Below are 13,416 nucleotides of genomic sequence, written 5' to 3' on the forward strand. Positions count from 1 at the left end.
TTTTAACGGGCACTCGGGCACCAAAGTCCGAACGGCTTCATTTGCCAATGCGTCCGGCAAATGAAATAACAGAATTTAGCACCAGAGCAAAGTTCCTTTCGGATAGGTGGCCATTCGTGGCCTGAAAAAGCTTTTTACGAAGCCGTCGGAAATGCAACTTTTTACGAGTTCATCATATATAACATAATAAAATTTAAGACAAAAAAAATGCTTCGTCAAGTAAAGCAAGATGGACATCGATGGTGTGGCGCCCGTTGCTTTTGACATCGTCTTGTGGCATCATCGCCCGACTGTAGAAGCAATCAGCGATGGTTTGACATCGTATTTTCAAGAACCAATCAAATTAAATTATGGGGCATAGCGACATCATTTTTCAATGTTCAACGTTGGACGTGCGATGTTCGACGTTCATCTATTAACACAACTCGGCGTTTATGGAGGTAGCCCGATTCAGGGTTTGTTGCCGTCCGTCTCATCTTTGGGGGTGAAGTGCAGGCAATCCTGCCCCGAGCTTTGGCGGACGACGAGGCTGGGGGGACGCCGGCTTTTGAAACGCATGGCCCGGCAGCCGTGGGGCCGGTGGGTGTCCCAGGTGATGTAATAGAAAAGGCATTTTCGGCAGACGATGAGTTGGCGTGGTTTCATGGCGATGCGTTTACCCAAGCGTTCACAGGTTCACCGTTCTGGGTTCACGTTTCTTTTTATCCTAAGGCTCGGGATCATGGCAAGCGGCTTTTTTCTGGTGAACGCGTGCCAATGAAAGGATTGCTTTAAATGAAAAAAATCAGTCATGCGCTGGTGACAGGTGGGGCCGGGTTCATTGGCTCTCACCTGGTTGATGAACTGGTGGCCAACGGATGCCGGGTGACGGTACTGGACAACCTGTCCACCGGCCACCGCCACAATATCGATCATTTGGGAGATCGGATCGAATTCATCGAGGGGGATATTCGGGACGCCGGATTGTTGAATCAGGTCGTCAAGGGGTGTGAGGTGGTTTTTCACCAGGCAGCGGTGGTGTCGGTCTCCCTATCCGTCCGGGATCCTTCCCATTCTTGCGAGGTCAACGATCTGGGAACGGTCCGGGTGCTGGATGCCTCCCGGCGAAACGGCGTTCGGCGGGTGATCATGGCCAGTTCCAGTGCGGTCTACGGCGACGACCCCCGTATGCCTAAAACCGAAGACATGGCACTTAAACCGTTGAGCCCATATGCGGTGCAAAAACTCACCGGAGAGTTTTACGCCTCAGTCTTCGGGGAGCTGTATGGGCTGGAAACGGTTTGCCTGAGATATTTTAATGTGTTTGGCCCACGACAGGATCCGTCGTCTCCTTATTCCGGGGTGATCTCCATTTTCATGAACAAGGCCACTGCCGGCGAAGTGCCCACCATATTCGGTGACGGCGGCCAATCTCGGGATTTTATTTATGTCAAGGATGTGGTTCGTGCCAATTTACTGGCTGCCACTGAGACGGCGGCGGCCGGTCGGGTCTTTAACGTAGGCACAGGCGTGGTTATCCGCATTCTCGACCTGTGGAAATTGATCGGCGGGCTTTCCAATGTTCAGATGGATCCGGTTTTCGATCCGCCTCGGGCAGGCGATATCCGAGAGTCCGTCTCTGATATTGGTCGGATTCGACAATCACTGGGTTTCAGGCCCCATATGGCGCTTCGCCAAGGGTTGATCGATACCCTGGCCTGGTATCGGAACCCCTCACAAGGGCCTCGGAAAAAATAAATTGAACTGATATTGCACCGGATGTAGATTCGGCTGTAAGGCGCGTTAATGGTTTCATACTTGTTTGTATGGGGCCATTGGCGCAACGCCACAGCCGGAGTGACAGACAAGCAAGATGGCACAATTTATTTTTTCCGAGGCCCCGACGGCAAGCCGGACGATTTGCGCCCTCAGATGCGCCGTCGTTCAGGATTGGGATCAAGTGGATGCCATCCGTTGTAAATCGGGCGTGATGGGTGTAGACGGGGTTCAGGATCAGGTGGCTTCGTTTTGGGCTTCCCAGAACTTTTTTACGGCCGGTCCGCGCCATTTTCCTTTGCCCGACACGCTAGGAATGTCACGCTCGTCCATATGGCGGGCGATTTTCTCCCAGCTACCGCCGTCGGCCCGCATGGCAGTGATGGCGTCCAGCAGCCTGGGTTTATCTTTATCACTGATTTTCTGATGGCCTGCACCGATGCCGGCAAATCTATCCACGACCTCACCCGGGACGATGCTGTCCCCTGCATTTCCGTTCGGTTCCGATTCCACTTCAATGGGTTCGCTGTCCTGGGGCAACGCTTTCTCATATCCCCAATGCCGCCCCATCATGGCGGCGATGGTTTCCAGCGCGTCGGCGATGCGCATGTCTGTTTTTTTTTGGGCCGCCATTGTATCGGCCATGCGCTTCTGGTGGTCTGCCAGAACTTCCAGGCTGTTTTTGACCAGGGCAAAATTCTCACTGGTCACTTTGGCATAGTAATCCGGTGTCCGTCGCTCGTTTCCCCCGCGTCTCTGGGGGCCCTTGTAGTCGGTGTAATCACGCCTTCCCCGGTCCGGTTGCTTCAGCTTTCCACTTCTCAGATTGTGCAAAAAATCATCCATGGGATCTCCTTTGTCATACTGTTAGGTATAAACCAGCCCTGTAAAAATTAGTCAACGATGTTTTAGGTGAACGGTTGAATCATGTTGAATGCAAATCGGAATGCCCCTCGACGGTTTGATAGAAAGGGGTGGCACCAAGCCTTGCCATTTCAAGACAGTATATGGAAAAAACGGTGAAGTAAAGGTCGGGCGCGTTTCTATCCAGTCTTATCGGTCGGGCCGATGAGCGACTTTAGCCCGATTCTGAACCTTCGGGGGCATGGCGCTTTTGCGACGCTTCGGCATTCACACCCGCACGTGGATCGAGCAAAGCGGAAGGCATCGGGTGGCGTGTGGCAGCAGCCATTCCCGGTAGGCGAAACACCGCCGTCAGTTGGCCAGCTGGTGGGTAGCCGATCGCGTTTTTGCTGGCAGAGTGTCAGGGGTGAACGAAAGGGTTGCAAAATAATCTTCCAAGCGCTCCTCCCGGCGGATCAACTCGACCGTGCCGTCCAATTTGAGCAGCAGTTCTTTGGGACGGAGTTTTCCATTATAGTTGAAACCCATGGCCTGGCCGTGGGCACCGGTGTCGTGAATCACCACCGGGTCGCCTTCAGCGATGGGGGGCAGGGGCCGCTGGATTGCAAACTTGTCGTTATTTTCACATAAGGACCCCACCACATCGACGACCTGTGTTTCACCCGCGGCCTTGCCGGATACGGTGACGTGGTGGTAGGCATTGTACATGCCCGGACGCATCAACGCAGGCATGCTGGCGTCCAGCCCCACGTATGTGCGGTAGATCTCCTTGCGGTTGATGGCGGTGGCTACCAGTGCCCCGTGCGGGCCGGTCATAAAACGACCGCTTTCCATGTAAAGCTTGGGCATGGTGCCATTTCGCCGGGAAAAGGCATTGAACGCGGCGGTGATGGCCTGAGCCATGGTCTATAAATTCAGCGGGGTATCGGCGGGTCGGTAAGGGATGCCCAGGCCGCCGCCGATGTTAATGAATTCGAACCGAATGTTCAGCGCCGCGCTGATTCGTTCCGCCTGCTCCAGCAACATGGCCGCCGTCTGTACCATGTAGGTGTAATCCCGTTCGTTCGAAGCCAGCATGGTATGTAACCCAAATCGTTTGGCTCCCCGGTCTCGGGCCGTTTCATAAGCCTGAATCAACAGCTCGTGGCTCACCCCGTATTTGGCTTACACCGGCGTGCCGATGATGGCATTGCCCGTTCGCCGGTCGCCGAGGTTGTAGCGAAAACTGACCAGATCGGGCATGGCGGGGAGTTTGTCGATCAGTGCGATGTCATCCAGATTTACAATGCTGCCCCCGTCGGACATGGCGGTGGCAAACTCCTGGCGGGTCGTGTTGTTGGAGGTGAACATCAGGTCTTCGCCGCTGCTGCCCGCCCGGCGGCTCAATTCCAGTTCGGCCACCGAACTGCAGTCGAAGCCCATGTCGGCCATAATGGCAAGTATGGCGGGGTTGGGCAGGGCCTTCACCGCATAGTACTCCCTGAAGCCGGGGATGCCGCGAAAAGATTGTTTAAGCCGGTCTCCGGTTTCTCGGATACCGGCCTCATCGTAAATATGAAATGGTGTGCCGAAGTGAGCAACGATGTCGTCCATCAGGGGGTAAAGTCGATTCTCAAATGCGTTAGACATGGGCATGGGACAGTTCCTTAGGATTCCAGGGCCTGACGAATTCGGGTCATGGCAAGGGTTACATTTTCATGGCTGTTGAATGCACTGATCCTTATGTAGCCTTCACCGCAGGTACCGAAACCGGCACCCGGTGTGCAAACCACGCCGGCTTTCTCCAGCAGCATGTCGAAAAAGGCCCAGGAATCTTTTCCCGTCGAGACCCAGATATATGGCGAATTCTCTCCGCCGATGCATGAATAGCCTAACGTTTGCATCTCTTTTCGGATTAGGTGGGCATTGGCCATGTAGTCGTCGATGAGTTCAGCGACCTGGCGTTTGCCGGCCTCGCTGTAAACCGCTTCTGCGGCACGCTGAACCGGGTATGAAACCCCGTTGAACTTGGTGCTGTGGCGTCGACTCCACAGGCTGTGAACCGAATGGGCATCACCGGTTGCGGAAAACGCCATCAGGGTAGTGGGCACTACCGTATACGCACATCGGGTGCCGGTGAAACCGGCCGTCTTGGAAAAGCTTCTGAATTCGATGGCCACCTGCCGGGCCCCCTCGATTTCGTAAATGGAGTGGGGCAGGGAGTCGTCCCGGATAAAGGCTTCGTATGCGGCATCGTAAAGGATGATGGCCTGGTTGGCCAACGCATAGTCTACCCAGGCTTTTAGTTGATCTGCCGTGATGGTGGCGCCGGTTGGGTTGTTGGGAAAACACAGATAAATCAGGTCTACTGGCTCAGTTGGCAGGCCGGGGATGAAACCGTTTTCCGCGTGGCCGTCGAGATAGACGATGCCGTCATAGCGCCCGTTGCGATATTGCCCCGTGCGGCCGGCCATTACATTGGTGTCCAGATAAACGGGGTAGACCGGGTCGGGGATGGCGATCCGGGTACCGGCGTCAAAGATTTCCTGAATATTGCCGGTGTCGCATTTGGCGCCGTCACTGACGAAAATTTCCTCGGCACTGATATCGGCTCCGCGGGCTCTAAAATCGTTTTCGGCGATGGCTTTCCTCAAGAAGTCATAACCCTGTTCGGGGCCGTATCCGCGGAAGGTGCCGTCGGAGGCCATTTCATCAACGGCCTGGTGAAAGGTGGAGATACAGGCTTCGGGTAGCGCGCGGGTCACATCACCGATGCCCAGTCGGATTACGGCCCGGTCGGGTTGGCGCTGCTGGTGGGCGGTTACCCGCTTGGCAATATTGGAAAAGAGATAGGACGCCTTCAGTTTCAGATAATTGTCATTGATGCGAATCATAAAATACCTCGTTTGCGTGCTGCGAGATGGGTTGGCGGCTCATCGAATCAAATCCTGATCGTCGATGGGAATCCTGGCCGTCTCTTTGAATGTGTTCATGACAATGGTGGTGCGGGTGGAGACCACTCCCTTCAGCGGCGTAATCCGCTCTCTTACCAGGCGTCCCAGCGTCTTGGTGTCGGTTTCACGCACTTTGAGCAGATAGCTGTCCCGGCCGGCCACGTAGTGGATTTCCTGAACCTGGGCGATGGCTGCCAGGGTTTCCACCAGACCGTGCTCCTCCCCTTTGCCACTGGTGCGGACATTGATGAACGCCACCTGGCTTTTCCCGAAGCGTTCGGGGTTGAGTCGGACTTCATAGCCATCGATGAGGCCCTTTTTCTCCAGTTTGCGGATGCGTTCCAGAACCGCCGAAGGCGCCATTCCCACTTGGCGGGCGACCTCCACGTTGGGGATACGCGCTTTTTTCTGCAGAATCTTCAGAATTTTCAGGCTAATGTCGTCAATCATTCTCAAAATTTCCTTATTGAAAGCAAAAATATTCTTATAATAAGATGTTGTCAAGAATATTATTCTGAAATTTAGAATATAATAGAATTTAAACAATCTTGCGGCCGGAGAAAAAGATTGAAGTCTTCATTCTTATTCTTTATTCATGAATGAAGATTCAATACCGGCTGTCTGAACGAATCCCTGGCCGGGAAATTTTTCTATTCCATGCGAGTCGCAGGAGTCTGTTATGCTGAAATTCGTCATTATCGGCCTGGGTGGGTGCGTTGGCGCTATCCTGCGCTACCTCGTTGCCGGGGGCGTGCATACGCTGGCCAGAACTGAATCCTTTCCGATCGGGACCATGACGGTCAATGTGACCGGTTGTCTGCTGATCGGTATCGGCGGCGGTCTCATGGAGAATCGTCAGCTTTTTTCCCCGGAATGGCGGGCGTTTCTTTTTGTGGGCATTCTGGGTAGTTTCACCACTTTTTCCACCTTTGGCCTGGAAACCTTCAACCTGGCCAAAGAGGGACAATGGCTGGCCTCCTTTGGAAATGTGGGAATCAGTCTGGTCCTGGGATTGGCGGCGGTTTTGGCCGGTCACATGCTGTCCCGGCTGCTTTAACTCGAAATCAAGAGGGGGAGGCGATGACTGTATTCAAGGAAGCAGGGCAACTGCTGCGCATATTCATTGGGGAGGCAAACAAGTATGACCGTATGCCCCTTTACGAATGGATCGTTCAGCAGGCCCGGTCCCAGGGTATGGCCGGAGCCACGGTGCTGCGGGGGATTCAAGGGTTTGGCGCAAACAGCCTGATTCATACCACCAAGATTCTAAGGCTTTCCGAAGACCTGCCCGTGGTCGTGGAAATAATTGACACCAAAGAGAAGATCGAATCCTTCCTTCAGACCATCGATCACGCGATTACCGAAGGCATTGTCACGGTGGAAAAGGCCCAGGTGCGCATGTACCGGGCCGGAGGGAAAAAAGACGGCTGAAGGTTGGCGTTATTGAGATGCGTCATCATCCACCTCATGATCGCTCATGGAACGGCCGATCAGCATCACCCGCCTCATGCGAAACACAAATCCGATGACCATCACTGCACTGATCAGAATGATCAGGCTGGCGGCAAAAAACGTCATGATGAAGGAAAACGGGTCCCCGAGCCTGTAGGATGCCGCCAGCAGGGATATTCCGAAAAAAACAAAAAAGCAGGCGATACCGGTGAGCATCAATTGTCCGAGCCACCACCAGCGGCCATGCTGCCGGACGATATAGCCGCTTTCCGCGTGTCGGCCGGTGTCTTCTGGCATGGGATCAGAACCTCAAGGAGAGGCAGGTCAGGCCGCCGTCCATTTTCCTGAATTCGCTGACGTCCAGTTCGATGATCGGCCTGCCCATGGCCTGGAGCTTCTGCCGCGTGTCGGGAAACCCGGCGGGCATGATCAGGCGGCCGTTGACCCGCAGGGTGTTCCCCGCATACGCTTCCTGCGGCGAAATAACGATCCGGTGGAAGCCGGCCAGGGCCGGATGATCGGCAAAGTCTCGGGTGAGCAGCAGGGTGTCCTCGCTTACCGAATTGACACTGGATTTGAAATGTAAGCCGGCGGCAACGGGCACGGGTGTCCAGGTGCAGCCAAATCCGGTAACGGCCTCGCCCAACTGCCGGGCACCCTGTTCGTTGGTCCTTTCGGACAGGCCGATAAAAAAATGGCGTCCGACCATCAGCACATCGCCCCCATCGATGGTTCCGGGTGGCTGGACCCAGACAGTTTTGCGAATATGCTGCAGGGCAGCCGCAATTGATGGCACTTCCCCCTTGCGCGAAGTGGCACCCGGATTGGTGATCACCGCTACATCCGGGGTTACCACGGCCGCATCTTCCACAAAATGGGCATCGGGATATCCTTCCAGTGGATCGAGTACGGTCACCGACAGCCCGCAATGGTTCAAGGTGTTGACGTAGGCATCGAACTGGTCCAGGGCTTTGGTGTAGTCCGGGGGGCCCAGCGTTGATGTGGTGATGCCGGCAACCATCTCTTTGCCTGGTCGCCTGGTAATGGCATGGCTAAATGTCATGATTGTTCCGTTCCTGATGTTTTTAAATTCGGACAAGTCAGTTTTCCGTCAATTTGCCCTTGATGGTCGCGTTGGGACACCCATAGCAGTGTTGCTCGGTAAAATAAACCGCTTTCCAATTGAATGCTCACGTGTTGCCCATTTTCAAGTCGCTCGAGTCCTTAAATCCAATCGTCAATAGGCTTAAAAAGGGAGTGCCGATGCTAAAGTTTATTAAAAATCGGTCGATGTGCTTATTGACGATTAAAATCTTAGGAACGCGCCGCTGAAGGCGTCATTTTTTTTGCTAATCCAGTGAGGAGGCAGAATCCATGTTTCAAAAATTCAAAAATCTTAAACTCAGAACAAAAATGGCGATTTCAATTTGTTCGGCGGCCTGGCTCGCCTTTGCGGTGGCCATCACTTACATCGGCTACAATGCAAGAAACATGGCTGAAGCGGAAGCGCTGGATAAGGCGCGCGAGTCCGCTTACCGCTATGCCAACGTGGTGAAGGCGGAACTGGGGCGGTCCATGGACGTTGCTCGAACCGTAGCCAATTCCTTTCAGGGTATGAAGCAGCAGGGCGTCCCGCCCCGCGATATGATGGACGGTATTTTGAAGCAGGTTCTTGAAGATAATCCAAGCTTTCTCGCCGTCTGGACCTGCTGGGAACCCAACGCACTAGACGGAAAAGATTCCGACTTTGCGGATGCCTTCGGCCACGATGAAACGGGCCGTTTTCTACCGTATTGGAACCGCCTGACCGGGGACATCGATGTGGAACCGCTGGCTGACTACACCGATCCTGAAAAAGGGGTTTACTATCTGGAAACCTTGAAATCGGGAGAGGAAATGGTTTCCGATCCAGTTCCGTTTACCGTTGGTGAACAAACTCAGTTGAAAACCGTGCTTTCGGTTCCGGTCCGGTTTGACGGAAAAACCGTTGCCGTGGTGGGTATCGACATCCCGGTATCCGCCTTCACGCCATTGGTTCAGCAGATCAAGCTCTTTAACACCGGCTATGGATTTCTCATCGCCAACGACGGTGTCTTTGTGGCTCATCCAACCAAACAGGCCAATGTGGGTAAGCACATGGACTTTTTTGCGTTCGATAAAAAGGTTGTCCAAGACGTAACGGCCGGTCTCGAAACCAGCCAGTACAAAGTATCAAAGACTACCGGTAACAAGACTTACTATATCCTGGCTCCCATTGCCATCGGGTCGGCCAAAAAGAAATGGAGTCTTGCCGTCAACCTTCCCATCGATGAGGTACTCAAGCAGCCGCGTAAACTATTTACTACCACCCTGATCCTGGGAAACGTGGCTGTGCTCATTTTACTGGGTGTCGTCTACCTGATTTCCGGCGGAATATCCCGGCCGGTTGTCGAGATTGCCGGCGTGGTCAACAAGGTGGCCACCGATCGAGACCTGACACTCCAAGCACCAGTCAAGACCGGTGACGAGGTCGGGTTGATGGCCAAGGCCTTCAACAACATGACCGGCGCGCTGAGAGAGTCACTCAAGGTCGCCGATGTCGCGGCTACGGAAGTGGACTCATTTTCGGGCGAGGTGTCCAAACGGGCAACGGCCAACAAGGAGCGCGCCACGGAGGAAGAGCGCCAGATGGGTATTATCCAGGAGACGGTAAACCAGATGGGCACCACCGCCGGCGAAGTGGCTCAGTTCTCCCACTCTCAGCGTGATGCAGCCAACTTGTCTTACCGGCGGGTGGAAAACCTCATTGAGAACACACGCCAGATGGGGCAGGCTTCCGGTGAGCAGATCCAGGAAGCCAATATCGCCAGTGAACGTGTGACGGTGATGGGTGAAACCGGTGCGATGGTTGTGACCAGCGCCGGCAAGCAGGGCGAGCAGGTGAGCAAGGTCACCGATTCCGTTAAGCAGATTGATAACATTGTGACGGAGATGACGCGTGCTTCCGGCCGGGCAACCGAACACGGGCAGGAGGTTTTGACTGCGGCCCAGGAAGGTGCTCGATCCGTTAAGGAAACTGTTTTGGGTATGCAGGCCATTGCCGAGTCTTCCGAGAAAATATCCGATATCATCTCAGTGATCACAGAGATCGCCGAACAGACCAACCTGCTGGCGCTCAATGCGGCGATCGAGGCAGCCCGAGCCGGTGTTCATGGAAAAGGATTCGCCGTGGTTGCCGATGAAGTGGGTAAACTGGCCCAACGATCATCGGAAGCAGCCAAAGAGATCGGTCAACTGATCAAAGAGTCAACCAACCGTGTTCAGGAGGGTACCCGCCTGACCGAGCGATCTGAACAGTCCCTGGAAAAAATCGCCAAAGGCGGTGAGATCAACCGAGAGGCCATCGACAACATTTCTGAAATGACCCAAACGTTGAACCAGCAGACGCGAGAGGTGACTGCCCTGATGGAAGGCCTCAACGTTCTTGCCGTGGAGATCGGCGGTATGGCCGGCCGGCAGGGTAAGCGTCGCGAGGCCGCCCAGGCTGCACTGGAATCCTTGACCGCCAAATCGAGGGCGATTTCGGAATTGGTCAAGAAGGCTGAAAAGAGCGCTGACGATGTGGGGACGGAGATGCGCAGCGTGGTGGAGCGAAGTGAGGAAATGAGAGGCCTTACCGACCTTCAGTCCCAGCGGTCCAAAAGCCTTATCGAAATCGCCACGGCATCAGCAGCCCGTGCCACCCAGACGGTGGCCGGTGCCACCGAGGTTGTGGGTATCACCGAAGAATTGAGACAGCTGTCATCGAACCTGACCCGGCAGATTTCTCTGTTCCGGATCGACGAGGAAAAGGTATAAATAATTCGCAGATTCCCGGTGCGGTAGAAATGCAAAAGGGGTGCGGTCGGCCATCGACGAGTCATAGGGTGGTGCACATAACGTCTCCCCAATAACCGCGCAAATCGAGATTGCTGGCGCACCCTGAGGTAAAAAACCATGCGGTCTACTGGCCGGCATCGGAGAAAAATGAAGAGATGATCATATTCTGTGAAGAATGCGGTGCCAGGAACGATTTAAGTTCGGATAAGCTTGGCGATTATCTGCACACCTTTGAATGCACCGATTGCTGCCAACGCCTGATGGTTTCCAAACCGTCCATGGGAGACGGCGGGCTCAATGCGTTTGCCAAAATGGCGCTTGATTGCGGGCCGCCCGAACTGTCGGGAAGGCCGATTTCAGTGATGATCGTGGACGACTCCACACTACTTCGCAAGATTATCAAGGATATGTTTTCCACCGACGACCAATTGCGGGTGGTGGGCGAAGCGGAACACGGTCTGAAGGCGCTGGAAATGATCCCCGAACTCAAACCCGATGTGGTGACGCTTGATGTTAACATGCCGGTAATGGATGGCCTGACCACCATCAAGCACATCATGATCAAATGTCCAACGCCGGTGGTCATGTTCAGCACACTCACCGGCCAGGGTTCATTGGAAACCTTTGAATCCTTGCGATACGGGGCCGTTGATTTTTTGCAGAAACCTTCCAGCTTGCTTAAAGAAGATCTGAAAAGCCAGAACGAACTGATTATCAGCCGGGTGAAAAATGCCGCCCGCGCTGGAATCGACACCATCCGCTACCTGCGTCCGGCCAAAGTGATGGGTGAGAAGAAAGCGATCGGCACGCAGGAATGTCATCATGTTTTTGCCATTGGAAGCTCATACGGGGGATACGGATCACTGCTGGGATTGATACCCGAGATCAAACCGCAGCTACCGGCGGCTTTTTTATCTGTACTCTATGCGGCGGCACCCCATGTTGACGCTTTTGTTTCCTATTTGGACCAGCACAGTCCTATGACCGTTCGTCGCGCCGTCGATGGAGACCCCTTGCAATCGGGTACCTGCTACCTGGCGTCGGCTTTTGAACAGGTAAAGGTAAAAAATGGATCGGGAAAACTGGCGATTCAATTGCAGCCGAAAAATACCGAAAGCCCCGGGCAAGCTTGTGACACGCTGATGGTTTCCCTGTCCGACACCCTGAAAGACCGTGCGTCTGGAATCTTGCTTTCCGGCATTGGAGAAGATGGCATAGCGGGTATTGGAGCAATTCTCAAAGGGGGCGGGAATGCCATCATACAGGATCCGAGAACCTGTCTTTGCAATGACACCACAGCCATGACCGCTAAACAATATGGTCTGTCTGCGGTATTCCCCGGGACCATAATGGCCGAAGCAATCCAGAGGCACTGTCTGGACACCAGCCACTAAAAGGAGAGAGCGCTGATGAATGAACTGTTTGCGCAAAATAGTCTAGAATCAACCGGAGAAACAGCAACCAGGCAGCTTGTGGGCTTTTTCATCGGTGAAGAGATGTTCGGGGTGGATATTCTCACCGTACAGGAGATTATACGCGATTCACCGATCACCCCGATTCCGGATGCGCCCGACTTTCTTGAAGGTGTGATCAACCTGAGAGGCAGCATCATTCCGGTGATTGATCTTCGAAAACGACTGAAGCTCGTCCAATCGGCCCATCTCGACCCGGACGTCTGGATTATTATCCTCACCGTTGAAGGTCGTGTCACCGGGTTTGTCGTGGATCGTGTCACCAAGGTGTTGCATGTCCCGGAAAGCAGCATCAAACCGCCTCCCGACATCGTGGTGGCAGGTTTGAAGAGCCAGTACATCAACGGGGTGTGCAAGTTGGATCAACGGCTTTTAATTCTTCTCGAATTCAGCCGCATTCTTATGGTTGATGAAATCAAGAAATTAAAATCCATGAAACGATCAAAAGTGCCGGCAAGCGTTTAATCCGGCTCTGCGGCATTTACTCGTTTCCTTGCGTATTATAGAAAAGGAAAATGGTGGATGGGAAAGACGATTCTGGTAGTGGACGATTCGTCCATTATGCGAAAGATGATCAAGCAGACCCTACTCGGAGCCGGCCACACCGTCGTCGGTGAAGCCAAAAGCGGCGATGAGGCAGTCGTCCTTTACCAGAGGCTGAATCCGGAACTCGTCACCATGGATATCACCATGCGCGGCATGGATGGAATTGCAGCTGCCAAAGCGATCCTGGCATTCGACGCCGGCGCCAGAATCCTTATGCTTTCCAACCTGGATGAAGATAAGTATAGCAAAGAGGCCGTTCAAATAGGAGCAAAAGGGTACATCAATAAGCATAAGACTGTCGAGATTCTTGAGTTGATCGAGCGGTTGTAAGCCGCTTCGTGCCGGAGTGTGACGAATGCCCGATGATCCACCGATGGGAAGAAGGAGAGTTCCATGACAGATAATTCTCTGCTTGAGGATTTTGCGGATGAGACCCGGGAGCATCTGGAGGTCTTGGAGAGCAGCCTGCTGCGCCTGGAGACGGATTCGGCAGACCGGGAGCTGTTGAATACGATTTTTCGGTCGATGCACACGAT

Annotated in this window: 14 protein-coding genes and 1 pseudogene; 7 read left to right on the plus strand and 8 right to left on the minus strand. The window is 54.0% G+C overall.

The features are described from left to right. Positions 1-450: 450 nt before the first annotated feature. Positions 451-645: a uracil-DNA glycosylase gene (locus tag QNK41_RS19470; protein WP_319260408.1), complete on the minus strand. Its 195-nt coding sequence runs from the start codon at positions 643-645 to the stop codon at positions 451-453. Positions 646-774: 129 nt separating this feature from the next. On the opposite strand from QNK41_RS19470, the gene QNK41_RS19475 reads away from it, so the two are divergent. Further along, positions 775-1,737, plus strand: a complete 963-nt coding sequence (locus QNK41_RS19475) for an SDR family oxidoreductase (protein WP_319260411.1) — start codon at positions 775-777, stop codon at positions 1,735-1,737. 255 nt (positions 1,738-1,992) lie between these two features. Here QNK41_RS19475 and QNK41_RS19480 read toward each other — a convergent pair whose 3' ends face one another. The 5 genes and pseudogenes from QNK41_RS19480 to QNK41_RS19500 form a co-directional block, all read right to left on the minus strand. Beyond that, positions 1,993-2,601 carry a hypothetical protein gene (locus QNK41_RS19480; RefSeq protein ID WP_319260414.1) on the minus strand — a complete coding sequence of 203 codons (609 nt, stop codon included), beginning with the start codon at positions 2,599-2,601 and terminating at the stop codon, positions 1,993-1,995. A gap of 369 nt (positions 2,602-2,970) precedes the next feature. Continuing rightward, positions 2,971-3,522: a hypothetical protein gene (locus QNK41_RS19485; protein ID WP_319260417.1), complete on the minus strand. Its 552-nt coding sequence runs from the start codon at positions 3,520-3,522 to the stop codon at positions 2,971-2,973. Positions 3,523-3,525: 3 nt separating this feature from the next. After that, positions 3,526-4,254, minus strand: a pseudogene (locus QNK41_RS19490) (hypothetical protein). An 11-nt stretch (positions 4,255-4,265) separates the two neighbouring features. Then, complete coding sequence (locus QNK41_RS19495) at positions 4,266-5,492, minus strand: LL-diaminopimelate aminotransferase (protein ID WP_319260420.1); 1,227 nt, start codon at positions 5,490-5,492, stop codon at positions 4,266-4,268. Between the two features lie 39 nt (positions 5,493-5,531). Continuing rightward, positions 5,532-6,002, minus strand: coding sequence for an Lrp/AsnC family transcriptional regulator (locus QNK41_RS19500; RefSeq protein WP_319260423.1), 471 nt, complete (start codon positions 6,000-6,002; stop codon positions 5,532-5,534). 229 nt (positions 6,003-6,231) lie between these two features. On the opposite strand from QNK41_RS19500, the gene crcB reads away from it, so the two are divergent. Then, entirely contained in the window at positions 6,232-6,609 is a 378-nt protein-coding gene (crcB, locus tag QNK41_RS19505) for a fluoride efflux transporter CrcB (protein WP_319260425.1), read from the plus strand. A 23-nt stretch (positions 6,610-6,632) separates the two neighbouring features. Continuing rightward, positions 6,633-6,983 carry a DUF190 domain-containing protein gene (locus QNK41_RS19510; protein WP_319260428.1) on the plus strand — a complete coding sequence of 117 codons (351 nt, stop codon included), beginning with the start codon at positions 6,633-6,635 and terminating at the stop codon, positions 6,981-6,983. Between the two features lie 9 nt (positions 6,984-6,992). Here QNK41_RS19510 and QNK41_RS19515 read toward each other — a convergent pair whose 3' ends face one another. After that, positions 6,993-7,301, minus strand: coding sequence for a hypothetical protein (locus tag QNK41_RS19515; protein WP_319260431.1), 309 nt, complete (start codon positions 7,299-7,301; stop codon positions 6,993-6,995). 4 nt (positions 7,302-7,305) lie between these two features. Beyond that, positions 7,306-8,067: a dimethylarginine dimethylaminohydrolase family protein gene (locus tag QNK41_RS19520; protein ID WP_319260434.1), complete on the minus strand. Its 762-nt coding sequence runs from the start codon at positions 8,065-8,067 to the stop codon at positions 7,306-7,308. 311 nt (positions 8,068-8,378) lie between these two features. On the opposite strand from QNK41_RS19520, the gene QNK41_RS19525 reads away from it, so the two are divergent. From QNK41_RS19525 to QNK41_RS19540, 4 genes are all read left to right on the plus strand, one after another. After that, on the plus strand, positions 8,379-10,841 hold the full coding sequence (locus tag QNK41_RS19525; protein ID WP_319260437.1) for a methyl-accepting chemotaxis protein: 2,463 nt from the start codon (positions 8,379-8,381) through the stop codon (positions 10,839-10,841). A 110-nt stretch (positions 10,842-10,951) separates the two neighbouring features. Continuing rightward, on the plus strand, positions 10,952-12,256 hold the full coding sequence (locus QNK41_RS19530) for a chemotaxis protein CheB (protein WP_319260440.1): 1,305 nt from the start codon (positions 10,952-10,954) through the stop codon (positions 12,254-12,256). A gap of 15 nt (positions 12,257-12,271) precedes the next feature. After that, positions 12,272-12,799, plus strand: coding sequence for a chemotaxis protein CheW (locus QNK41_RS19535; protein ID WP_319260443.1), 528 nt, complete (start codon positions 12,272-12,274; stop codon positions 12,797-12,799). Between the two features lie 57 nt (positions 12,800-12,856). After that, positions 12,857-13,210 (plus strand): response regulator, encoded by a 354-nt coding sequence (locus QNK41_RS19540; protein WP_319260445.1) that lies wholly within the window; start codon positions 12,857-12,859, stop codon positions 13,208-13,210. The last annotated feature ends 206 nt before the right edge of the window (positions 13,211-13,416 follow it).

This window comes from Desulfosarcina sp. (genome assembly GCF_033791525.1).
Lineage (GTDB): Bacteria > Desulfobacterota > Desulfobacteria > Desulfobacterales > Desulfosarcinaceae > Desulfosarcina.